The organism is Mucilaginibacter sp. 320_HR (assembly GCF_059691875.1).
Genome location: NZ_JCAWAI010000001.1, coordinates 31,296 through 53,167 on the forward strand (window position 1 = coordinate 31,296; position 21,872 = coordinate 53,167).

A 21,872-nucleotide genomic window follows, 5' to 3' on the forward strand; every position below is an offset into this window, starting at 1 on the left:
TTATACCGCCTCTTCCGATCATAAGATTTTTTAACTGAAACTTGTTGTGAACCCGGTTTGGGCTGCAGAATTTAATTGTTGATTTTTTTGGAGAAGCCGTTACGTCGATAAGACTGTAACGGCTTTTATTTTAATCCCCGATGGGAGGGCGCATTTTATGATACCTCCACATCTAAAGTCCCTTTGTTAATGTGCATCTGCAACAGCCTTCATGTTCTTACGGAACGGCTGTAAATAGATCAATGGAATGGAGAACAGCATAATTAACCCGGATACCCAATACGCATCGTCATACGATAAAAGCATCGTTTGCCTGATAACAGTACCCTCTATTGCTGCATAAGCCATATGTGTAGCGTCGAGCATAGATTTCCCTTTGGCCATAAAGGCATGAGTAAGCATATTTAAACGCTCGGTAAACGCATTATTATATGGATTGATGTGTGTTACCAATGATGTGCGGTGAAAGCCCTGGCGCACATGTATAAGTGTTGTAAGAGCAGCAATACCAAAAGAGCCACCCAGTTGGCGCATCATATTGTTTAATCCAGAGCCCTGACCCAGCTCCGGCCCCTTTAGGTCGGACATGGCCAATGTGGTAAGCGGCACAAACAATAGCGCCATACCAACGCCCCTTATCAAAAGCGGTATTAACACATCACCCTGTCCTGTTTGCAGCGTAGAGTTGCTTAACATGGTGGTGAATACAAAAAACAAGAACATACCTCCTGTTGCCATAAACTGCGCCGGTATGCCCTTATTAAGCATTTTACCTATAAAAGGCATCATCACAATAGTACAGACACCGCCGGGGAACAAGAGCTCGCCCGTTTGCTGCGCGTTAAAGCCCAGCAGGTTTTGACAGAATACCGGGAACACGAATACCGAACCATATAAACCAAAGCCCAAAATGAAGGATGTAAACATGCCTACAGAGAAGCTTCGATGCCGCATGATAGCGAAGTTCACGATAGGGTGATCGGTACTTAGTTCCCTCCAGATGAACAGGATGGTACCCAATACTGCGGTAATGGTGAGCACAAGTATATACGTTTTTGCAAACCAGTCTTCCGATTCTCCTTTTTCAAGGATGGTTTGTAAGCTACCAACAGCAACAGCAAGCAAACCAATTCCCCACCAGTCGATAGGTTTTTTCTCCTCCTTGGGCGTTTCCCTTACGTAAGTGACGGTCAGGAATACGGCCAGCGCACCTACCGGTATGTTCACATAGAATATCCATGGCCACGCGTAGTTCTCGGTTATCCATCCGCCTATTGTTGGGCCAACAGTAGGGCCTACAACCGCACCTAAACCAAACAGAGCGGTAGCTGTACCAATCTGTTCGCGGGGCCAGGTCTCTATCAGTATGGTTTGGCCGGTAGATATTAGCCCACCACCTGCAATTCCCTGTAATATCCTGAACATTACAAGCTGGTTGAGCGATGTAGCATTACCGCAAAGAAACGATGCTATGGTGAATACAATAATTGATGTAAGAAAGTAGTTCTTACGGCCAAAGCGGCCCCCAAGCCATCCAGACATGGGCAATATGATAACGTTGGCAACCGCGTAGCCGGTTACTACCCATGCAATGTCTTCCAGCGTTGCACCCAGGTTACCCTGTATGTGCGGAATAGCAACATTCACAATAGTAGTATCTATCAGCTCGAGCAGCGATGCCATAATTACCGTAATGGTAATTATCCATTTTTTAAAGCCAGTTTCAGCCATTTTATTATTCTTTTATTAACACGGATACATCTGTGCTCATGCCCGGGCGCAGTTTGGCAATATCTTCGGCTTTGCCGGTTATCTTAATTTTCACAGGAACACGCTGTACCACTTTCACGAAGTTACCGGTAGCATTATCCGGAGGGAGCAGTGAAAATTTAGCACCTGTAGCAGGCGAGAAGTTGTACACAGTACCGCTAATTTCCATATCAGGGTATGCGTCAACCTTAACCTCAACCTTCTGTCCGTTACGAATGTTGTTCAGCTGTGTTTCTTTAAAGTTTGCAGTGATGTAAATACTGTTATCATTAACAATGTTGAACAGCGTTTGCCCCGCCTGTACTAACTGACCTACCTGAACATTCTTTTTAGAAGCAATGCCAGCAGCAGGTGATTTTACATTGGTGTACGACAGTTGCAACTTTGCGTAGTCAATATCAACCTTCTTTTGGCTTACACCGGTGTTGGTTACAGTTAATTGGCTCCTGGTAGTGGCTACTTGTTCCTGTGCTGCCCTGTATTTATCCTGTGAAGCGCGGTAGTTTGCTTTTGCTACATCCAAATCGGCCTTAGCCTGGTCAAATTGCTGGCGGGTGATAGATCCGTCTTTCACCAGGTTTGCATAGCGGTCATAGTCTTTCTGTACCTTTTCCAGGCGTGCAGCTGCAGATGCAACATCAGCACGGGCGCTGGCTGCACTTGCTGCAGTGGTAGATATTTGTGACTGACCAACACCTATGCCGGCACTTGCGCCAACCTGTGCAGCTTGTGCCTGCTCCAATTTAATGCGATAGTCGTGGTCATCTATTTTAACCAGCTGCTGGCCTTTGTTAACGTGCGTGTTTTCTTCAAAGTAGATAGAGTCTACATAGCCGCCTACACGTGCTACTACCGGGCTTATGTCGCCGTCTATCTGCGCATCGTCGGTATCAACGTGCTTGCTAAAGTAGATATATTCTTTTATACCGAAAATTATACCGCCGATAAGTACGATCCCCAGTATAATGGGAAGTACCTTATTTGGTTTCTTTTTTGGTTCTGTTTCCTGAGTTGCCATTGTATTTAGTCTTTATTATTTGTTAAGAGTTCCGGTTGATTTTAGTAAAGTATAGTAAGCCAAACCTGCATCGGCTTTAGCCAGTTCCAGGTTTATTTGTGCCTGGTATAACAAGGTTTGCGCATCGGCACGGTCTGTAGCGGTCGACACATTGCTGCGGTACCTGTTTTCCAGTATGCGGTTATTTTCCAACGCCTGGTTAATAGAGGTTTGCAGCAGGTTTATCCTGTCCACAGCTGCTTTATAGTTCTGATAGCTTTGGTTCACTTCGTTCTTGACGTTATCTGTAGTAATTCCTTTGCTGATCAATACCTGTTCGCGCTGTATTCTGGCCTCTGTTACCTTGTTTTTATTGGTCCAAAGCGCGCCAAAGTTCCAGCCAAGGGTTACACCTAATGAAATAGGTGTGATAAAGTTGCCTGATTTTGGTATCGGGTTGCCTGAAATGCCTACATAATAAGCACTACCCGAAGCAGAAAGCGTTGGGCTTAAGTTAGCCTGTATGCTTTTGATGTTGGTTTCTGCAACTTGTGTGCGCAGGTCAAGCTGCCTTAGTTCAGGGCGGTGTGCAACTGCTGTGTCCAGGTAGGCCGCTAACGGCGCTGGTGTTGCAGTTGCTTCTTTAATTTCCGCAATGGTAAGCTGGGTGTCCTCAGGTAAACCAAGCAGAATATTCATGTTATAGTTGATTATGCGACGATTGTTCTCCAGATCGATGCCGTTCAGTTCAATAGTTGAACGTTGTAACTGGAAGCGAAGAACATCGTTTTTGGTTACCAAACCTTGCTCAAAAAAGCGCTGTGACTGCTTTATTTGTGCATCAACTGTGTTCAGGTTCTGCTCTACTACTTTTTTGCTTTGCAGTACCTTGTACAGGTTGTAGTAAGAGTTAATAATGTTGTAAGCAATCTCGTCGCGATCATTAACCGCGTCCAGCCTGGCCACTTGTGTAAGCAGGTTGGTGGATTCGCGGGCATAGCGCAGCCTGTTACCCGCCCATATGGTTTGATTTAACGATACCGTACCCAGGTAAGCGTTAGCACTGGTAGGCAATGTAAGGCTTTCTTCGCCAACGTTTAGCTTATTGGCAGGTATCTGAGCGCGGTTGTAGCCAAAGCTGGCACTGCCGGTAGGCAACGAGCGGTCCTTAGCCTGGTTGTACTGCGATACTGCCTGGTCTATCCTGGCCTGTGATAGTTTAAGTGTTTTACTGTTGTCCAATCCCAGCTTAACAGCTTCGTCAAGCGTGATGGTTCTGTCCTGGGCAGCGGCGGGATCAGCAAAAAGCAACGCCGCTGTGAGTACGGCCATGCTACCCGCTGCCTTTACAGCTCTTTTTAGTAGATGAGGTTTCAAGGGATGATTATTAGTTGTTGTCATTGTCGTTTGATAAATAGCATTTAAGCAACCTTTTCATGTAAGCTTTAAGGCGTGGCTTAAGTATTTCCTGATTATTGCTATCGGTTACGTCATAACCAATAATGCGTGATGAAATATTAGGGGTATTTACAATGTAATTTTTGGTGCCGTACATGGTAGCTACAAGCAGCTCCACGTCGGCATCTTTGCTAAAGTGTCCGCTTTTAATTCCGTTGCGGATAATGTCTTGAAAAACAGATACGTTTTTCATCACAATATTTGTGATCTGGTCAGAAAGGTCCGTTTTCTTTTGCTTGCTTAGTTCGCGGTTGATGATAACGTGAAAACAGTTATTATTTACAACACGCTCTACGTAGCTGTCAATATACTTCTCCAGCTTTTCCCATGGGTCAATAGTTTCATCTACACCTATACCGGCAAGTACCGACTGAAATGAGGCAATCCGGCGTTCAAAAATTGCAACGAACACACCTTCTTTAGAACCGAAGTAATAGTTAAGCATCGCCATATTGACACCCGCTTCAGCAGAAATCATTCTGGTTGAAGCGCCATCGTAACCAAACTCAGCAAACACACGCTCCGCTGCGTCCAGTATGTGATCTTTTTTATCAATCTTTTCTTTTTCCATTGCTTTAATCTGGTGCAAAGTTAATCAAACGATTGATTAGTTAAAATGTATATTGTCTTTGTAATGTCTGTTTTGAACTTTTAAGTGATAACCATGCCAAAACAATGGCCTAGCCTGCACATCGACACGAAATATTAGTTTATGATGATATAATAATACATGTGAGCCTATAGTGAAGGACTGCTTTACAATATATTTGCCTTATGATGCGTAAATTATTCTTCACATTGTCTTTGTTAGTAGTCGTTGGTAATGTTATGGCTCAAACTGCACCGCCTGCAGATATCCGCACTATACGGCAAAATCTTAAGAAATTAAATGTACTTGGCAGTGTGTTGTATATAGCCGCTCATCCGGATGATGAGAACACCCGCCTGCTTGCCTACCTGGCACAGGAAAAACATTACCGCACAGGCTATTTATCGCTTACCCGGGGCGACGGCGGCCAAAACCTTATTGGTACCGAGCAGGGCGAACTACTGGGCCTTATACGTACGCAGGAACTATTGGCTGCAAGGCGGGTTGATGGCGCGGAGCAATTTTTTAGTCGTGCAAATGATTTTGGGTTCTCAAAAAATCCGGAGGAAACACTTAAGTTTTGGGACAAAGAAAAGGTACTTGGCGATATGGTTTGGGTAATACGCAAGTTTCGCCCGGATGTGATGATCTGCAGGTTCCCTACTACAGGTGAGGGCGGCCATGGCAACCACACGGCATCAGCCATACTTGCGCAAGAGGCGTTCAGCGCCGCTGCCGACCCTAAGCGTTACCCGGAACAACTAAAATATGTACAGGTTTGGCAGGCAAAAAGGCTGCTGTGGAATACCTTTAGCTTCGGTAATACCAATACCACATCAGAAGATCAGTTTAAGCTGAATGTTGGTACTTACAACCCCGTCCTGGGTGAAAGCTATGGTGAATTAGCTGCAGAAAGCCGTAGTAACCACAAAACACAGGGCTTTGGCTCGGCACGCCAACGCGGTGACGCTTTTGAATACTTTAAAACCATTTTAGGCGATGCACCAAAGGCCGACCTGATGGACGGCGTACAAACTACCTGGATCAGGATACCCGCCGGGGCGGCCATAGGTACAGAAGTTGCGGCAATAACGAAAGACTTTAATGACGATGCCCCCCAAAACTCCGTAAAGGCTTTGGTAGGTTTACTGGATAAGGTAGATAAAACCATTGCTACCGATAAGGCCGTGCAAACTGTACGGCTTACCGCGACGGCTGCTGCAGATTACGAATACTGGCACAAGCAAAAAACAACTGAAGTAAAAGACCTGATTGCTGCTTGCGCCGGCGTATGGTTTGAAAGTTACGCCGCACAGCCAACCTATGCTCTTGGCGATAGCATGACCGTAAATAACCAGATGATAAACAGGAACAAAGTGCCGATATTTGGTTTGAAAGTAGATGGAGGGGGCGAAACAATAAAAGCCATGACCGGAACGGATAGCTGGAATCTTAGCGCCAGTGAGGTTACTACTGTGCCATTTGATAACAAAGATCTTCGTATGCCTTTAAAGGTACTATCTCAACCTTATTGGCTGCAGACATCTCACGGCATTGGTTCCTATGTGCTGGCGAACGATACTTTAGCGGGCTATCCCGAAAATCCATATGCCCCAAAGGTGTCTTACATCTTCAACATTTACGGCAGGGATATAAGTTATAACCGCCCTGTTCAGTTCAAATATGTTGATCCGGCTCGTGGCGAAATATATCAGCCGCTGGTAATTGCCCCGCCGATTACGGCCAACATTGCGGAAAAGGCTTACATCTTTAATTCTACACAGCCGCAAACTGTTCAAGTGAAATTGAAGGCTTTCACTAATGCATCTGGTTCGGTAAGTGTTAAACCTGTAACTGGATGGAAGATATCTCCTGAGAAAATAGATTATACAGGCAAGAAAGCCGGCGACGAATGGACGGTTGCATTTACTGTAGCCCCAACAGACACTAAAACAAATACCGCAGGCTTTGATGTGGTAGCGACAGCCAATGGCAAACAGTTTTCTCAAGGCTTGCTGCAGATGAGGTATGAGCATATCCCATCAATTACATTGTTCCCGCCTGCCCAGGCAAAACTGGTAAACATCAGCCTGAAAACTGCCGGCAAGAAAATTGGCTACATTGCAGGTGCCGGTGACTTAATACCTGATGCGCTGCGTGAGGTTGGTTACGAAGTTCATCCGCTTACAGAGAACGAAATATTAAATGGGGACCTGAGTTCCTACGATGCCATTGTGCTTGGCGTACGGTCATACAACACCAATCAGCGCTTGCCTTATCAGCAACCGAGATTAATGGAGTATGTAAAGAACGGCGGCAATCTGGTAGTACAGTATAACGTGAATAACCCATTGGTTACACGGGAGATCGGCCCTTATCCGTTCACCATCGTTAATCAGCGCGTAACTAATGAAGATGCGCCGGTTACCATTACAGACAGCAATAACCCTGTACTTAACTACCCTAACAAGATAACACAAGACGACTTTAAGGATTGGATACAGGAACGGAGCATTTATATGCTAACCAATCTGGCGCCTGAGTACCAAACACCGCTGCAAATGGGCGATCCTAATGAGGCCCAAAGCAAAGGCGCGCTGGCGGTGGCAAACTACGGCAAAGGGCGCTTTGTATATACATCGCTGGTGTTCTTCCGGGAGTTACCGGCCGGCGTACCGGGTGCATACCGCCTGTTTGTTAATTTATTAAGCAAGCCGAAAAATTGATAATACAATTAGGCTTCAAGCGTTTATTAGTATAAATTTGCTTCGGATTTTTAAACCGTAATACTATGTCTCATAATCACCACGAAGAAGAAAAGAACTTTGACTATATTTTTTACCTGGTAGCACTGTTAGCCGGAATGTTTGTTGGCGCTATAGTAGACAGGGGATTTATTTATATACCTGTAGGTGGAGTTTTAGGCTTACTTACTGCTGCCTTGTTTATCAAATTTTTGGTGAGAGGCCGTGAAAACGTCTGAGGATAGCCTCCCTTCTTTCATAAAAAGCTGGAACCAGTTTTACGCCCTTGTGGTTGTATGGCTGGTTTTTTTAATTTTAATGTTCTGGCTTATTACCCGTTCGTTTGAATGAGCAGCGCCGACTGGATAGTGCTGGGCTTTACGCTGCTGGCCATTGTGCTTTACGGCGTATGGAAAAGCGGCGGTAACAAAAACATTGATCAATATCTGGGCAGCCGCTCGCTTCCCTGGTATCATGTGGGCCTATCGGTGATGGCTACGCAAGCCAGCGCCATTACCTTCCTCTCTGCGCCCGGGCAGGCGTATAGTGACGGGATGCGCTTTGTTCAGTTTTACTTTGGGTTGCCACTGGCCATGATCGTGCTTTGCGTAACCTTTGTACCTATCTTTCATAAACTGAAAGTTTATACAGCATATGAATACCTGGAGCAACGTTTTGATCTAAAAACGCGTGTGCTCACCTCAACGTTGTTCCTTATACAAAGAGGGCTTTCTACGGGTATTACCATTTATGCTCCTTCTATCGTTCTATCAGGAATATTGCATCTTAACATAACCTATACCACCTTATTCATAGGCTTACTGGTATTGTTTTATACCGTTTACGGCGGCTCTAAAGCAGTATCGTATACACAGCTGATACAGATGAGTATCATCTTTGCCGGCATCTTCCTGGCTGCGATATTTGTTGTAATGCTGATGCCGGGTGATATAGGTTTCGTAAGATCAATTAAGTTGGCCGGATATGCCGGGAGGATGAACGTTATAGATTGGAAATTTGATCCGGATAACCGCTATAATATATGGAGTGGCCTTATAGGTGGATTTTTCCTGCAGCTATCTTATTTTGGTACAGATCAAAGCCAGGTAGGCCGGTACTTAACAGGTTGTAATGTTGGACAAAGCCGTATGGGGTTAATCATGAACGGTTTGTTGAAAATACCCATGCAGTTCCTGATATTACTGGTAGGCGTACTGGTGTTCAGTTTTTACCAGTTTAACCGTCCGCCGGTGTTTTTTAACAACTACGAAGAAGAACAAGTTAAGAAAAGCGCTTATGCGGGAGACTACAATAAGTTAGAGCAGCAATACAACGTGCTTTTTGAGCAAAGGAAAGCATCTGCTATACAGCTAGACAACGCGATAAAGTCGGAGGATCAGCAATTGATCAATACCGCGAAGTCTCGGATGAAACTGGCAGATGTGCAAATGAATAAAGTGCGTACAAATGCTATTGCAGTAATAAAGAAAAATAACGGCAAGGCTGATGTTAATGATACTAACTACGTGTTCCTCACTTTTGTAACCCGCTATTTGCCACGCGGGCTGGTTGGGCTGCTTATTGCTGTCATCTTTTTGGCATCGATGGGGTCAACCGCAAGTGGGCTTAATTCCCTTGCTTCAACAACAGTGGTAGATATTTATAAGCGAATCATTAATCCAACAGCGTCAGATCGGAGTTATGTAATCGCCTCACGGCTGGCAACGGTATTTTGGGGATTGGTTTGCATTGTAATGGCGCTATATGCCGGTAAAATTGGCAATCTTTTAGAGGCTGTGAACCAGCTGGGCTCTTACATCTACGGTACTATCCTTGGTGTTTTTGTTGTCGCCTTTTATCTTAAGCGGATCAAGTCTACCCCCGTTTTTATTGCCGCGGTACTTACCGAAGCTATAATTTGTGTTATGGGTTATTATAACGTTGTAGCTTATTTGTGGCTCAATGCCATCGGCTGCATTGGCGTCATAATCCTTGCATCTCTGTTAAACCTTTTTATAAAGGAGAACCCAACATCAACAGTCGGTACAGAATTAAGTTAAGCGCCCTAAAACAAGAAGAGCCGCTTAATGCGGCTCTTCAATATCATATAAGAAAGTTTTAATTTTTAGCCTGAGTAATTACAGCTTCGTTAAGCCTGACGTACTCCTCGTCATCTGTAGCTTTAGCCAGCTTTATGCCTTCCTGCGCAGTAGCTATTGCCTTAGCTTTATCGCCCATTTTTAACTGTATACGGGCTTTCCACAACTTGTACCATGGTGCTTTCGGTTCAATTTTTTCTGCTTCCAGCGCCCATGTCATGGCTTTCTTCAAATCTTTGTCGTTTTCGTAATAATACTGTATAGCGTTAAAGTAAGGGCGTTTGTTTACATCAGGATTTAGCATCAACTTTTCGATGTTAGCTGTTATTTGCGCGTCATCATCGGTCTGCATATGTATGATAACACCGGTATGGTCCCAAACTATGTATAAGTCGTTGCTTTTTGTTGTACAGTTTGCAAATTGTAGCGTAAAGGTTTCACGTTTTTCAGATAAGTAGATAGACTTCACCTTGAAACGTAGCAGATCGTCCTCTTGCTTGTAACCATAAGCGCCCCATTGTTTTGCGGTTTTATTTAAGATAATGGTCCACTCCTTTTCTTCAGGAATGCTGAAGAGAGAATAGGTGCCCGCAGGTACTTTGTTGCCTTCTACAATAACGTTTTCACTAAAGGTGATGGTGGTAGCGGAGTTGGCACCAGTGCGCCAAACCTGACCGTAAGGGTTAATACCGCCAAATATTTTGCGGCCTTTTACGTTAGGCCTGGAATAGGTAATGGTGATTTTACCTAACCCAAAATCCTGTATAAGCGTTTGTGTAGAGCTGGCTTCGGGAATACGGGGCTCCTGTGCAAATGTTTTTGTAGTTATGCAACACGCCATAAGCATGCTGAACAAGTATATTAAAGGCTGTTTCATTTAGTTTTATACAATTGCGCTAAGGTAGCAATTGTAGGATGAATTTCTTGTGAAATGGTTTAACCATGACGTTTGCTTTTAAAACAGAAATTAAATAGCTCGTAAAAAAATAAAAGCCTCCCAACCTTGCGCCGGGAGACTTTCAACCTAAACCTTATCACAATTAACCGGTAGATTACCGGTCCGTACAAGTATTTACAAACACCGTACCAAAATAGGTTGCATTTGTTTTAATATGTTTAAAGGTGTAAAGCTTACATTAAGTTTATGGTAAAACTGTAAAGGCATTTGTACAATGTGTCAGCAAAATTGTACACCACAAATGCTAAACTTGCTTCAAACCCGATTTTTTTTTCAGGAGCGAATCGCCCAGGAATAATCCCATCACCAAGCCAAAAAACAGGAATCCCTTCATAAGGGCGCCAGAAAAGATATTGCTTATGTGTGCCGCATTAAGTTGTTGCGGAAGTTTAACCCCGGTGCTTGCTGTAGTTGTCCAATTAAGGGAGCTGAATGCAACAACCAGCAAAGCAAATATTGTTACAATGAAGAAGGCGGCAATGCTCCATATAATACGCTTGTTTATAGCCGCTTTCAGTGGTTGCTTAGCGTGCTCGGCACGTATACCCTCCATAACATGGTAAGTAAACGCCATTGGCGGTTCGTCCAGTTCCATAGTGCTAAATTCATCATTCAGCTTTAGCAGCTCATGATATTTTAACCGGTACACTTCGTCTTGCTCAATAAGCCCGGCAATAAGCTGTGCTTCTGCTGTTGTGCAGGAACCATCAATATAGTTCCAAAGCTTTTCTTCTATGTGGTTCATATCAATTCGTTCACTTCGTGTTTTAGATTGTGCTCCAGCTTGTCTTTCAAACGCTGGCGCGCCCTGAATAGTTTTACTTTAACTGTGTTGGCTTCAATGCCCATCGTGCGGGCTATTTCTTCAAGAGATTGCTCCCCTTTGTAAAACATAGTAATAATTGCAGCATCATCTGCCGACAATTGTTCTATAGCCTGGTTAAGGTAAAACGACCTCGATTTATTCTCTGCATTATGCGTGTCATAAGCGCTTGGCCGGCTTTCTATTTGCAGATAGGTTGCTTCATCATCAATCGACGATGTGTCTACCCGTTTTTTACGCAAGAAAGTCATAGCAGTGGTATAAACAATACTATAGAGCCATGTGCTAAATTTTGATTGCTTTTGAAAGCCGGTGAGTGACCTGTAAGCTTTTATAAAGCAATCCTGTGCAACCTCTTCAGCATCCTCGCGGCGTTTGGTAAACCGCAAAGCAAGCGTAAAAACAAAGCGCTGGTGCCTTTTTACCAGATCGGCATAAGCCGACTGGTTGCCTGCCAGTGTTTGCTCAATTAGCTCTATGTCCGAAAACTTGCTTATCATATCAATAATAGCTCTGACAACAGCGCCATAAATTAGGTTACACCTAAATTTAATATTTTAAATTGATAATTGACGTGACGATAGTAGACGGTGACAGCAATAGAACTCTATTCGCCACCTGAGTAAATTAAAGATGTAAATTTTAATACCAGCCTGTAACCTCGTTAAAAGATGTGTAGTCAGAGCTGACAAATACACCACAACGGTGTGTTTAACAACACAAATTATACACTTAAAATTATACTTATCATGGAAGGAGTTTTGGTACCCATATTAGTTCCACTGGGGTTTTTCGCAATGATCTTTGGCGTTTTTTATATCCGCAACCGCGAGCGGATGGCAATGATTGAAAGGGGCATGAACCCCAAAGTTGATCTGCCGCAGCCACACACCAATTTGAAATGGGGCTTGCTGCTTATTGGATGTGGTTTGGGATTGTTTTTAGCATACCTGCTTGATTCCACTGTTCTGCACCATGAGGGTGAAGAAAATCCGGCAGTATACTTTTCTTTAATTGCAATATTTGGTGGTATAGGCTTATACCTGTCTTATAAGGCAGATATGAAGTATTTAGAGAAGCAAGGCTCTAAAGAGTAGCTTAATAAACAATAGCAGTTAATTAATATTTAATTACTATTGTTTATTATTTAATCGTAGCTATCTTTATAAGGTGATGCAAATTGGTTGTAATTGAACCAGATTGCTAAAGATATTTTCAAACCTGACCGGAAAAGCGGGGCATACTTACGAGTTGCTCCGCTTTTTTTATTGGTAACGCTCTTTAATCAGTTGATGATGGTACAGTTCGTGCCCGGCGGTAATGTAAATCAATGCGCTTACTTTTACTATGTATCCGCTCGCCATGCCGCTCTGTTGGAGTTGCTCATTACTAAATGACTCGTACAAGAATAAAGTAGTTGTACGGAGCGCTTTAAACTCTTCTGCAAGGCTTAATATGGTGCGGCTGTTAAAATCAGTACTGTTAACGTAGGTGTCCTGGTCAAATCCCGGCAATGCAATGTCTTCCCGTGAAAACACAAACGCGCGGAAACTGAACACCCGTTCAGTGTCTATCATGTGTCCCAGCATCTCCTTCAGCGTCCACTTGCCTGGTGCATAGCTATGCATAGCTTGCTCTTCGGTCATGTTGCTGAACAAATCGTAAGTGATCTGCTGATTGTCTCTGAGCAACTGTAATACATCAGCTCCTTCCGGAACTTGTGCTACGTAATTTGTAGCCTGTGGCGAATAGTCATCATGATGTGGTCTTGGTATCATTGTTTAAGCTTTTTAAAACGATGCGGAAGGTAGTGCCCTTACCAACTTCAGAATCCCTTACCACTATTTGCCCGTTATGATAGTTGTTTATTATACGTTTGGTAAGCGACAGACCCAGCCCCCAGCCGCGCTTACGAGTGGTATAGCCTGGCTGAAACACGGTCTCAAACTTAGAACGGGGTATGCCTTTCCCCGTATCTGTAACATCTATAAATACTTGTTTTTTAGCGCGGCTTCCGCTGATATTAACCTTAATACTGCCGGTACCTTCTATGGCGTTAACGGCGTTCTTTAGCAGGTTTTCTAAAACCCAGTCAAACAGCGGGATGTTCAACCCGGCTATCAACCTTCGGTTACCGGTAAGCTCAAAGCTTATCTTATCGCTTACCCTTACCTTAAAGTAATCTACAAAATCTTTTACTACTTCGTAAACGGAATGTGTTTCCAGCTTAGGTTTAGAGCCGATCTTAGAAAACCGGTCGGCAACAATTTCCAGGCGCTTTACATCGTTTTCCATTTCCGCCATTAGCGGGTCATCCTCGGCGTTAAACTTATCTTTTATTAGCTCAATCCACGCCATAAGCGACGATATGGGTGTACCCAGTTGATGCGCGGTTTCCTTTGCTAGTCCAACCCAAACCTGGTTCTGTTCAGACCGGCGGGATGAGCTGAACGCCGTATAAGCTACCATCAGGAATATAGCAATTACAGACAGCTGCACATACGGGAATATTTTCAATTGCCTCAACAGGTCGGAGTCTTTGTAATAAACCAACAAATTATCACCCAGCATTTTTATGCGGATAGGCTCATGCTGCTCTTTCATGTACTGCAGCTCGCCTTTAAAATAGTCAAGATCGTAGGTTTGCTTCTTAAGTTTAAGCTCCTGCGGATCCATTTTAATAAATGTCTTGGTACTATCCAGTCCGCGGGTGAACTTCATATCCCCTTGTTCATTAACAATAATAGCCGGCACAGTAGAGCTATCCCTCACCGCTATCACATAGCTCAGGAAATCGGCATCATCTGATGATGTGATCTGTTTCATGCTCAGCGCCCATACCTGTGCCCGCGTGCGCTCACTTTGGGCAATGTTGCGCACCAGGTAACTGGTGTAAAATAAAGAGCCGCTGGCAATAACTACTGCAAACGCCAGCAGCGAATATTTCCAGGTGCGTTTTTGTTGATAGGGGTTCATTTACAAGATCAAATAACGGAAAAATTTCCAGCATAGCAACGCGCTGCCACGAGCAGGAACGTAACAAATGGATTGGCAGTATTGTTATGTTGGCGGAGGTTTTTACCTTTAACCATTATGAAGCTAGCACAACTTACAGCTTACCTGGAAAGCCTTGCGCCACTGACCTACCAGGAAGATTATGATAACAGCGGGCTTATTGTAGGCAATCCGGAGCAGGATGTTCACCAGGCGCTAGTATCCTTAGATTGCACCGAAGCGGTAGTTGATGAGGCAATTGCTAATGGTTGCCAGGTGATCATCTCGCACCATCCGATAGTTTTTAAAGGATTAAAGAAGTTTAATGGTAAAACATATGTAGAGCGTGTAGTAGAAAAAGCTATCCGCAACAACATTGCGCTTTATGCCATACACACCAACCTGGATAACATAATGACCGGTGTAAACGCCCGTATCTGCGAAACCCTGGGACTAGTGAATACGCGTATACTCTCGCCGAAAAGCGGACTGCTGAAGAAACTGGTTACGTACGTGCCGGTTGCGCAAGCTGAGCAGGTACGGTCGGCGTTGTTTGAAGCGGGGGCGGGCCATATTGGTAACTACAGCGAAACAAGTTTCAGCGCGGAAGGATTTGGTACTTTTAAAGCTAACGAGAACGCGACACCTTTTGTGGGCGAAGCGGGCAAACGCCACCGGGAGCACGAAATCCGAATCGAAACCATTTATCCCGCTAATCTGGAAAGTAAGATCATTATGGCACTGGTGCTGTCACATCCTTACGAGGAAGTGGCGTATGACCTGTACCACCTTACCAACCAGCACCAGCAAATTGGCAGCGGTATGATAGGTGAGCTGGAAAACGCCGAATCGGCTGAAGTTTTTTTGGGCCTGGTAAAGCAAAAAATGAATGCGGCAGTAATACGGCACACCGCTTTAACGGGTAAATCTATCCGTAAAGTGGCGGTTTGCGGCGGCTCCGGCGGCTTCCTGCTCAAGCATGCTATTGCGGCCGGCGCAGACATTTTTATCACTGCTGATTACAAATACCACGAGTTTTTTGATGCTGAGGGAAAGATAGTGATTGCAGACATCGGACATTTTGAAAGTGAGCAATTTACGCAGCAATTATTGTGTGAAATTATTCAGAAAAAATTTGTTAACTTTGCCGTCCGTTTAACAACAGTGAATACAAACCCCGTCAAATATTTTATTTAATGGAACAAACCGTAGAACAAAAGCTTAAGGCTTTATACGACCTGCAAACTATCCACACAAAAATTGACAAGATACGCCAGGTAAGAGGCGAATTGCCAATGGAAGTTGCCGACCTGGAAGATGATGTTGCCGGGCTTGAAACCCGCATTCAGAAAATAAAAAATGAGCTTGACGATCTTGAGGACGAAATTGTAACCCGCAAGAACCTTATTAAAGAGGCGCAAGCGAACACTAAAAAATACGAAGCACAGCTTAACGAGGTTAAGAACAACCGCGAGTACGACGCTATATCAAAAGAAATTGAGATACAAGGCCTTGATGTACAGGTAAGCGAAAAGAAGATACGTGAGTTTGGTTTTGAGATTGCATCTAAAACCACTATTTACGAGAAAGCACTTGCCGACCTTGAAGCACGCCGTGCTGACCTGCAGGCTAAAAAAGACGAGTTGGGCACCATTACAGCTGAAACTGAAAAGGACGAGAACGAGTTAACATCTCAGGTAGAGAAAGCTACGGCTAACATAGAAGAGCGCCTGCTTATTGCTTACAACCGTTTACGTAATAACGCTAAGAACGGCCTTGCAGTAGTTACTATCCAGCGCGATTCTTGTTCAGGTTGCTTTAACCAGATCCCGCCACAGCGCCAGAGCGATATACGCCAGCGCAAAAAGATCATCGTATGCGAGCATTGCGGCCGTATATTGGTAGATGAGCAGATGGCGCTTGAAGAAGAGAACGCACAATAAGCAAACCCCGCATAACTTATATCTAAAGCCATCCTAAAAGGGTGGCTTTTTTATTTTTGCACCGTCAGTTTAAAAATAGCAGAGCCGATGTTCCCTTTCAAATCTGTACCATTTATAGTTATCGTGTAGGTAGCAGGCGAATCTGCGCAGTAGAAACTTACCAGGGCATTCCCCTGTTCGTTTGTAAAAACGTTAGGCGCCCAATAAACAGTTGACCGGATGTCTGGTGCATTTTTAGGGAGTTTAGCGCCTGTGTACTTCGGCGAATCGAATTGTGAGGGATAGCTTAGCCCCAAAGGTTTATACAGGTAATTGCCAATGCTGCGGCTCGTGTTTGGGCCTCCTCCCGAGCGGGTTGTTATTTCAATAAAGGCAAAATCACGATAAGCTAGTTCTTCAGTGGGCATTTGCCAACGTCTGAAATAAGCATTGGTGTATTTGTTGTTTATGTTTACCTCTATGCCCTTTATATCCTCCGCGGAAAAGTTTTGCAGTAAACTTTTATATTCGGTAAAAACAAAAGGATCTAAAAATGGCTTTACATCTATGCCATCAATAAACACTATTGCAAGCTTATCTTTTATAAAATACCATGGGGTTGGATCTTTAGTACCCCTTAGCCAATTCTCAAAATTAATTACAGATTGGGGGCGAATATTGCCGGGCCTCGTTTGCGGGGTATAAAAAAAACCCTCTCGAAATCCATTTACCCGTTCTAACAGCAACTGCAGCAGGTTTTTTTTGCCGGCTTTCTCAAGTTCCTTCTCGTCCAGCACTATGTCGGCGTTCCCGCCACCGTTCCAGTTCTTAGAATCTTTAACTACCTTTTTAGCAACAATCTTAACTTCTTTAAGGTGATGGTCCACACCTTCAAGCTTTTCTATGTAACGCTGAAATGCTTGTTTTTTGCCTGCCATCTTACGGGCTATCGTATCTGCCGCTGCATTTCCTGGTGCCGAAAGCTGATTCAGGTTGTTTTTGCCGAACGTAGGTGCTGGTGCGTCATCCATGCGGATATCTACGTTAAACATACGTCCCGGCTTGTTTTTAGCCTGGAGGATATAAATGGCCGTATCGCTCAGCGGAATATTTTTAAACACGAAGTGGCCCGTGGCATCAGTAACTGCTTCAGACACCAGCGAGGGCTTGCGCGACAGCAGCGCTATCACTGCTTTTTGCACCGGTTTGTTAAACACGTTAACCACCTGCCCAGCCACCAGGAACTCCGTTTCGGCAGGAAACGCAGGCTTAGCAGGTTGCTCGTTCCAGCCCGTATTTGCAAAGTTTTCAGTAGTTTTTGTGATGATATTAGCATTGATGCTTGTATTTGGTTTTATCTGCGAGTCATCCGTTACAGATACTGAAAAGTTGCCAGATGCAGGGCGTCCGCCCGCGTCGATAACTGCTATTTGCAAGGTTACGCTATCTCGCGGATTATAAACGGGTTTGTTGCCGATGAGCTTTATCTGCAAGGCATCTTTGTGATCTACCATCGTATGAGACTCTGACACCGTTGTTCCCGTAGTATCCAGCAAATAAAAGGACACTCCTCCGGATGGAAAAAGCTTTGTGGGCAACCGTTTATTAAAGGTTTGCTGATTAAGCATTATTGTTGCCGCATAGCAAATAATTCCTCTTGCTTTCGCCACCAGAAAATAAGGCTGCTTGCCGGTTTTACCATAATTTCCTGGTTGAATAGAGACGCCAATGGAATCTGTAATGTCAGCCACAGTTACGCCCAGTACTGCGGTGCCTGGCTTATTGTTAATTTTTTTTTGTGTTGATTGATTTGGAACATACATCAACGGTTGGGCTACGTTGCCGCTACTATCAATAACGGAAAAGGATTGATAACAAAAATGCTGATCGCGAAAGTTGCGCATCCAGGTGGTATAAGCCCTTATCAGGTAAGCGCCCGGTTTAAAATCAGTTGGATTCAGCTGTATATCACCCCAGCTAACACCTGATACTGCGGCGGTACGCATTTGTTTGACTAGCTTACCCGATGCATCGGCTATGTCGATATACAGGAAACCGCTTTTTGTTGATGGCGTGAGGTAACTGCTGTTAAGAACATACGCTTTAAACCACAACGTGTCGCTTTCTGCGTAGTAGGGTTTGTCCAACTGCATGTAAATTGTTTCGCGTGGCATTTGGCTGTTCATGCTATCTGATTGGGCGGTAAGCCGAAGAAGTTTTTCAGATAATCCCTGGGATTGTGCAATGCCGTGCAAAGCCATTATAAGGCAAAAAGCGAGGGAAACAACTACACGTGAAAAGGAAGGCATGATAAAAGGTTTAACTAAAGGTAGCTAAACCTTTTATCAAAACATACTTGTCTGCTTGCCATTTTTAGGCGTAAACAAGCTGAGGTCATACTCCGGCATGTCGCGACCGGCTAGAAAACGCGTACATGCCATCCGGTACATTTGATGGATGGAGTTGGCTATTGGCCCGCTGCCGCTCATGCGCCGGCCAAAGTCGCTGTCGTTTAAGTTGCCACCATGGCAGGCCTTAATCATGTTCAGCACCTTTTCGGCGCGGTCGGGGAAGGCCTTGTGCACCCAGTCGGTAAATATTTCGGCTATGGCACCGTTAAGCCTTACAATAGTGAACCCTGCCGATACGGCACCACGGTCGGCAGCGGCCTTTATAATGTCGGGCACCTCGTTGCTATTTAGCCCCGGTATAATAGGTGCTACCATAATGCGCACAGGGATGCCTGCCTCAGAGAGGCGCTGTATAACGGCCAGCCTGCCGGTTGCCGTAACGGTACGTGGCTCCAGTTTTTGGCGTAGCTGTTCGTTAAGGGAATTTAGCGAAACATTAACATGCGCCAGTTTCATCTTTGCCATCTGCGACAGAATATCCATATCGCGGAGCACCAGGTTGTTCTTGGTGATAATGCTTACCGGGTTGCGGTATTTAAGGAACACCTCCAGTAGCGCACGAGTTATCTTTAGTTTGCGTTCTATAGGCTGGTAGCAGTCTGTATTGCCTGATAGTACAATGGGCACCGGTTGGTAACCGCGGCGGTTAAAATACGTCTCCAGCAACTCCGGGGCGTTTCGCTTTACAATTATCTTGCGTTCAAAATCAAGCCCGGCACTAAAGCCAAAATACTCGTGGCTATTGCGCGCGTAGCAGTATATACACCCGTGTTCGCAACCCTGGTAAGGATTGATAGAAAAGAAATGGCTCAGGTCCGGGCTGTTGCTTTCGCTTACAATTTTCTTTGGTGTTTCCTCAAAAAGCTGTGTAGTGGTATTTTCCAGCAGTTGTTCGTCCAACCCTTCGGGGTGTTCTAAAACATACTTACTTTTTAAAAAGCGGTTGTGTGTATTTACCTGGGCCCCTCTACCCTTAAAAAACTCCGGGTTATCCTCATGCGACATACAGCAAATTTGCTAAAATAATTAGCAAATTACAACTGTACCAGGTTATTTTTAATAGCGTATAGCACAAGGCCTACGCGGCTTTTTATCTGCAGTTTTTCAAAAAGCTGGTCGCGGTAGCCGTCTACTGTGCGCGCGCTGATGCACATCTGGTCGGCAATCTCTTTGTAGGTAAGTTCGGTACCGGCAAGTTTTAAAAACTCCAGTTCGCGGCTGTTCAGTTTAATTTCGTTCGCGTTCTTATTAAAACTGTTTACAATATGGCGGGTAACAAATTCGGGGTAATACAGTTCGCCTTGCGAAACTTTGCGCAACGCGTGCTCAAACTCGTAAGGTTCAGAGTCCTTAAGCAGATAACCCTTAACGCCCAGCTTTACCATGGTAAGCACCTTTTCGGCATCCTCAAACATGGATAGTACTATAACGCAAACCTCGGGGTAATTGGCTTTTAACCACTGCGCGGTTTCTACACCATCCATCACCGGCATGTTTATGTCCAATAAAATTATATCAGGTTTTAATTGCGGAGATATTTTGCGGGTAAGCTCTTCGCCGTTTGCAGCCTCAAAAAGTATTTGGTAGCCACCAAGACTGCTGATTAATGACACAAGGCCGCTGCGAAATAAGCGGTGGTCATCAACTAAAACTATTTGAATAGCTTCCGTCGTTGGCATATTGTTGTTGTAAGAGGGGGTCAATAGTAATTGTAATACAACAACCCTCACCAGGCGCGCTGCTTATTTGTGCAGCGCCACCTATCAAGGCTGCTCTGTTTTGCATATTTCTGAGGCCAGATCCGCCATCTTTCAACGTATCAACAGTAAACCCGGCACCATCATCAGCGATGGTTAAATTAAACAAATGTTCAGAATACTGCAAGCCAATTTTTAGCTGACTTGCACCGGAGTGCTTAAGACTGTTGTTGAGCGCTTCCTGGAAGATTCGGAAAATAACCAGCTCCCGCTGATCGCCCAGGCTTACGGGGCTGCCACTAACTGTAAGCGTTGCTTCCATCAAGCCACTTTTGTTCAGTCGGTCTGCCTCTATGCTGATGGTTTTAACCAGGCCAAGCTGGGCAATGTGCTCAAAGCTCAGGCTTTTAGATAAATCTCGCAGGTCTGTAATGGCTTGTGATACCAGTTTGCGGCTCTCGTCAACCTTGCGGCTTTTATCCTCATCACTTAAATTACCTTTAATGGCCAGGTTCATTTTAACAAAGGATAGTACCTGGGTAATATTATCATGTATTTCCCTGCTTACGTAATTAAGGGTCTGTTCCTGCATTTCTACCTGCGATTGAAGAAGTTCCTGCTTGAACGCCGACTTTAATTGTTCCCGGGCCGCAATGTTTGCATTGTGCCTGCGCTGATAAAAAAACAGGAAGCTAACAATAAACATCCCCAGCAGCAACAGCATAATAGTACCCGCTATAATGATACTTATCGGGCTGATCTCTTCCTGAAGCATAAGAAGACTGCTGTTAAACATGAGTACAATATAGCAATTGCAATGTTAACGATAACCTGGAATAGAAGCAGATAATTTGGGTCGCCACTGTACGCCATGATTGCAAAGGACGCGTAAAACAAAAAATTGGCGAGGCAAAAGAAAAGCAACCCGGTGTTTAACCAAAACCCGGGTATGCTTGTTACAGAAAGTTGTTCGTTTGCATAGTGCATCAGCTCGTAGAAAAACAGCCCGTTAAAAACGATTATAACAATAAACTGCAGCAGGATTGTATAGGAATCGAGGTCCCAAAAACCCTGAAAAAAAGCCTCGTTTAGTAGCGAAAGGGCAAGCGTAATTACTACCGCAAACCGCATCCATTTTTTAAATGCCGGCGTACGTGTTAACCGGGTTAACAAAAAACCAAATACCGCGAAAAAGATGTTCCATGAAATGTTGGCAATGTAAAGGTTGCGATGATTGATAGCGAACCAGTGGCTTATTGTACCGTATTCATAAACCAGAACCAGGAAAAGATATGGTAGCAGGTATTTATAAGGCGTATGCTTATACTTTGGATACAGAGCTACTGCCACTATGAATGACAGTAGCTCAAAAAAAATGTATATCTGCTCAAGCATTGCCACTAATATACA

At 44.4% G+C, this 21,872-nt stretch carries 20 protein-coding genes; 6 read left to right on the forward strand and 14 right to left on the reverse strand.

All coding sequences use genetic code 11. The features are described 5' to 3' along the window. Positions 1-186 precede the first annotated feature (186 nt). The 4 genes from AC59GT_RS00125 to AC59GT_RS00140 are packed head-to-tail and all read right to left on the reverse strand — an operon-like array spanning position 187 to position 4,796. Positions 187-1,731 carry a DHA2 family efflux MFS transporter permease subunit gene (locus tag AC59GT_RS00125; protein WP_117384813.1) on the reverse strand — a complete coding sequence of 515 codons (1,545 nt, stop codon included), beginning with the start codon at positions 1,729-1,731 and terminating at the stop codon, positions 187-189. 4 nt (positions 1,732-1,735) lie between these two features. Next, positions 1,736-2,788, reverse strand: a complete 1,053-nt coding sequence (locus AC59GT_RS00130) for an HlyD family secretion protein (protein ID WP_497235747.1) — start codon at positions 2,786-2,788, stop codon at positions 1,736-1,738. A 15-nt stretch (positions 2,789-2,803) separates the two neighbouring features. Further along, positions 2,804-4,144 carry a TolC family protein gene (locus AC59GT_RS00135; RefSeq protein WP_497235748.1) on the reverse strand — a complete coding sequence of 447 codons (1,341 nt, stop codon included), beginning with the start codon at positions 4,142-4,144 and terminating at the stop codon, positions 2,804-2,806. A 10-nt stretch (positions 4,145-4,154) separates the two neighbouring features. Continuing rightward, positions 4,155-4,796 carry a TetR/AcrR family transcriptional regulator gene (locus tag AC59GT_RS00140; RefSeq protein ID WP_497235749.1) on the reverse strand — a complete coding sequence of 214 codons (642 nt, stop codon included), beginning with the start codon at positions 4,794-4,796 and terminating at the stop codon, positions 4,155-4,157. 203 nt (positions 4,797-4,999) lie between these two features. Between AC59GT_RS00140 and AC59GT_RS00145 the strand changes: the two genes are divergently transcribed. The 3 genes from AC59GT_RS00145 (at position 5,000) to AC59GT_RS00155 (ending at position 9,618) form a co-directional block, all read left to right on the forward strand. Next, positions 5,000-7,540, forward strand: a complete 2,541-nt coding sequence (locus AC59GT_RS00145) for a PIG-L family deacetylase (RefSeq protein WP_497235750.1) — start codon at positions 5,000-5,002, stop codon at positions 7,538-7,540. 65 nt (positions 7,541-7,605) lie between these two features. Beyond that, positions 7,606-7,797 carry a hypothetical protein gene (locus AC59GT_RS00150; protein WP_497235751.1) on the forward strand — a complete coding sequence of 64 codons (192 nt, stop codon included), beginning with the start codon at positions 7,606-7,608 and terminating at the stop codon, positions 7,795-7,797. Between the two features lie 108 nt (positions 7,798-7,905). Next, positions 7,906-9,618 carry a sodium:solute symporter family protein gene (locus AC59GT_RS00155; RefSeq protein ID WP_497235752.1) on the forward strand — a complete coding sequence of 571 codons (1,713 nt, stop codon included), beginning with the start codon at positions 7,906-7,908 and terminating at the stop codon, positions 9,616-9,618. A gap of 58 nt (positions 9,619-9,676) precedes the next feature. Here the strand turns inward: AC59GT_RS00155 and AC59GT_RS00160 are convergent, their stop codons facing one another. The 3 genes from AC59GT_RS00160 to AC59GT_RS00170 all read right to left on the reverse strand — a co-directional run bounded on the left by AC59GT_RS00160 (position 9,677) and on the right by AC59GT_RS00170 (position 11,938). Further along, the gene (locus AC59GT_RS00160) at positions 9,677-10,534 is read right to left on the reverse strand and encodes a DUF2911 domain-containing protein (RefSeq protein WP_497235753.1); all 858 of its coding nucleotides are present in this window, start codon (positions 10,532-10,534) and stop codon (positions 9,677-9,679) included. Between the two features lie 325 nt (positions 10,535-10,859). Further along, positions 10,860-11,360, reverse strand: a complete 501-nt coding sequence (locus AC59GT_RS00165) for a hypothetical protein (RefSeq protein WP_497235754.1) — start codon at positions 11,358-11,360, stop codon at positions 10,860-10,862. Continuing rightward, positions 11,357-11,938: an RNA polymerase sigma factor gene (locus AC59GT_RS00170; RefSeq protein WP_497235755.1), complete on the reverse strand. Its 582-nt coding sequence runs from the start codon at positions 11,936-11,938 to the stop codon at positions 11,357-11,359. Before AC59GT_RS00170 ends, AC59GT_RS00165 begins: the two co-directional genes overlap by 4 nt. Before the next feature lie 249 nt (positions 11,939-12,187). Between AC59GT_RS00170 and AC59GT_RS00175 the strand changes: the two genes are divergently transcribed. Further along, positions 12,188-12,535, forward strand: a complete 348-nt coding sequence (locus AC59GT_RS00175) for a DUF6249 domain-containing protein (RefSeq protein WP_497235756.1) — start codon at positions 12,188-12,190, stop codon at positions 12,533-12,535. Between the two features lie 168 nt (positions 12,536-12,703). On the opposite strand, the gene AC59GT_RS00180 is transcribed toward AC59GT_RS00175, so the two are convergent. Then, positions 12,704-13,216 (reverse strand): DinB family protein, encoded by a 513-nt coding sequence (locus AC59GT_RS00180; RefSeq protein ID WP_497235757.1) that lies wholly within the window; start codon positions 13,214-13,216, stop codon positions 12,704-12,706. Further along, positions 13,194-14,414: a sensor histidine kinase gene (locus AC59GT_RS00185; protein ID WP_497235758.1), complete on the reverse strand. Its 1,221-nt coding sequence runs from the start codon at positions 14,412-14,414 to the stop codon at positions 13,194-13,196. The genes AC59GT_RS00180 and AC59GT_RS00185 overlap by 23 nt, the downstream gene beginning before the upstream one ends. Before the next feature lie 117 nt (positions 14,415-14,531). Here AC59GT_RS00185 and AC59GT_RS00190 point away from each other — a divergent pair, with 117 nt between their 5' ends. Next, positions 14,532-15,629, forward strand: coding sequence for a Nif3-like dinuclear metal center hexameric protein (locus AC59GT_RS00190; RefSeq protein WP_497235759.1), 1,098 nt, complete (start codon positions 14,532-14,534; stop codon positions 15,627-15,629). Next, complete coding sequence (locus tag AC59GT_RS00195; protein ID WP_117384801.1) at positions 15,629-16,375, forward strand: zinc ribbon domain-containing protein; 747 nt, start codon at positions 15,629-15,631, stop codon at positions 16,373-16,375. The genes AC59GT_RS00190 and AC59GT_RS00195 overlap by 1 nt, the downstream gene beginning before the upstream one ends. Before the next feature lie 50 nt (positions 16,376-16,425). On the opposite strand, the gene AC59GT_RS00200 is transcribed toward AC59GT_RS00195, so the two are convergent. The 5 genes from AC59GT_RS00200 to AC59GT_RS00220 are packed head-to-tail and all read right to left on the reverse strand — an operon-like array spanning position 16,426 to position 21,857. Then, positions 16,426-18,663: a carboxypeptidase-like regulatory domain-containing protein gene (locus AC59GT_RS00200; protein ID WP_497235760.1), complete on the reverse strand. Its 2,238-nt coding sequence runs from the start codon at positions 18,661-18,663 to the stop codon at positions 16,426-16,428. Between the two features lie 36 nt (positions 18,664-18,699). Next, a complete protein-coding gene (locus tag AC59GT_RS00205) occupies positions 18,700-19,770 on the reverse strand; it encodes a PA0069 family radical SAM protein (protein ID WP_497235761.1) in 1,071 nt (356 codons plus the stop codon). 29 nt (positions 19,771-19,799) lie between these two features. Then, positions 19,800-20,444: a response regulator transcription factor gene (locus AC59GT_RS00210; protein WP_497235762.1), complete on the reverse strand. Its 645-nt coding sequence runs from the start codon at positions 20,442-20,444 to the stop codon at positions 19,800-19,802. Continuing rightward, a complete protein-coding gene (locus tag AC59GT_RS00215; RefSeq protein WP_497235763.1) occupies positions 20,407-21,258 on the reverse strand; it encodes a sensor histidine kinase in 852 nt (283 codons plus the stop codon). Before AC59GT_RS00215 ends, AC59GT_RS00210 begins: the two co-directional genes overlap by 38 nt. Continuing rightward, entirely contained in the window at positions 21,210-21,857 is a 648-nt protein-coding gene (locus AC59GT_RS00220) for a hypothetical protein (RefSeq protein WP_497235764.1), read from the reverse strand. Before AC59GT_RS00220 ends, AC59GT_RS00215 begins: the two co-directional genes overlap by 49 nt. Positions 21,858-21,872: the final 15 nt, after the last annotated feature.

Bases quoted from the DNA above. Each gene is read 5' to 3' on its own strand.
- AC59GT_RS00125 (WP_117384813.1), bottom strand. From the start codon at position 1,731: ATGGCTGAAACTGGCTTTAAAAAATGGATAATTACCATTACGGTAATT.
- AC59GT_RS00130 (WP_497235747.1), bottom strand. From the start codon at position 2,788: ATGGCAACTCAGGAAACAGAACCAAAAAAGAAACCAAATAAGGTACTT.
- AC59GT_RS00140 (WP_497235749.1), bottom strand. From the start codon at position 4,796: ATGGAAAAAGAAAAGATTGATAAAAAAGATCACATACTGGACGCAGCG.
- AC59GT_RS00145 (WP_497235750.1), top strand. From the start codon at position 5,000: ATGATGCGTAAATTATTCTTCACATTGTCTTTGTTAGTAGTCGTTGGT.
- AC59GT_RS00150 (WP_497235751.1), top strand. From the start codon at position 7,606: ATGTCTCATAATCACCACGAAGAAGAAAAGAACTTTGACTATATTTTT.
- AC59GT_RS00155 (WP_497235752.1), top strand. From the start codon at position 7,906: ATGAGCAGCGCCGACTGGATAGTGCTGGGCTTTACGCTGCTGGCCATT.
- AC59GT_RS00160 (WP_497235753.1), bottom strand. From the start codon at position 10,534: ATGAAACAGCCTTTAATATACTTGTTCAGCATGCTTATGGCGTGTTGC.
- AC59GT_RS00165 (WP_497235754.1), bottom strand. From the start codon at position 11,360: ATGAACCACATAGAAGAAAAGCTTTGGAACTATATTGATGGTTCCTGC.
- AC59GT_RS00170 (WP_497235755.1), bottom strand. From the start codon at position 11,938: ATGATAAGCAAGTTTTCGGACATAGAGCTAATTGAGCAAACACTGGCA.
- AC59GT_RS00175 (WP_497235756.1), top strand. From the start codon at position 12,188: ATGGAAGGAGTTTTGGTACCCATATTAGTTCCACTGGGGTTTTTCGCA.
- AC59GT_RS00180 (WP_497235757.1), bottom strand. From the start codon at position 13,216: ATGATACCAAGACCACATCATGATGACTATTCGCCACAGGCTACAAAT.
- AC59GT_RS00185 (WP_497235758.1), bottom strand. From the start codon at position 14,414: ATGAACCCCTATCAACAAAAACGCACCTGGAAATATTCGCTGCTGGCG.
- AC59GT_RS00190 (WP_497235759.1), top strand. From the start codon at position 14,532: ATGAAGCTAGCACAACTTACAGCTTACCTGGAAAGCCTTGCGCCACTG.
- AC59GT_RS00195 (WP_117384801.1), top strand. From the start codon at position 15,629: ATGGAACAAACCGTAGAACAAAAGCTTAAGGCTTTATACGACCTGCAA.
- AC59GT_RS00200 (WP_497235760.1), bottom strand. From the start codon at position 18,663: ATGCCTTCCTTTTCACGTGTAGTTGTTTCCCTCGCTTTTTGCCTTATA.
- AC59GT_RS00205 (WP_497235761.1), bottom strand. From the start codon at position 19,770: ATGTCGCATGAGGATAACCCGGAGTTTTTTAAGGGTAGAGGGGCCCAG.
- AC59GT_RS00210 (WP_497235762.1), bottom strand. From the start codon at position 20,444: ATGCCAACGACGGAAGCTATTCAAATAGTTTTAGTTGATGACCACCGC.
- AC59GT_RS00215 (WP_497235763.1), bottom strand. From the start codon at position 21,258: ATGTTTAACAGCAGTCTTCTTATGCTTCAGGAAGAGATCAGCCCGATA.
- AC59GT_RS00220 (WP_497235764.1), bottom strand. From the start codon at position 21,857: ATGCTTGAGCAGATATACATTTTTTTTGAGCTACTGTCATTCATAGTG.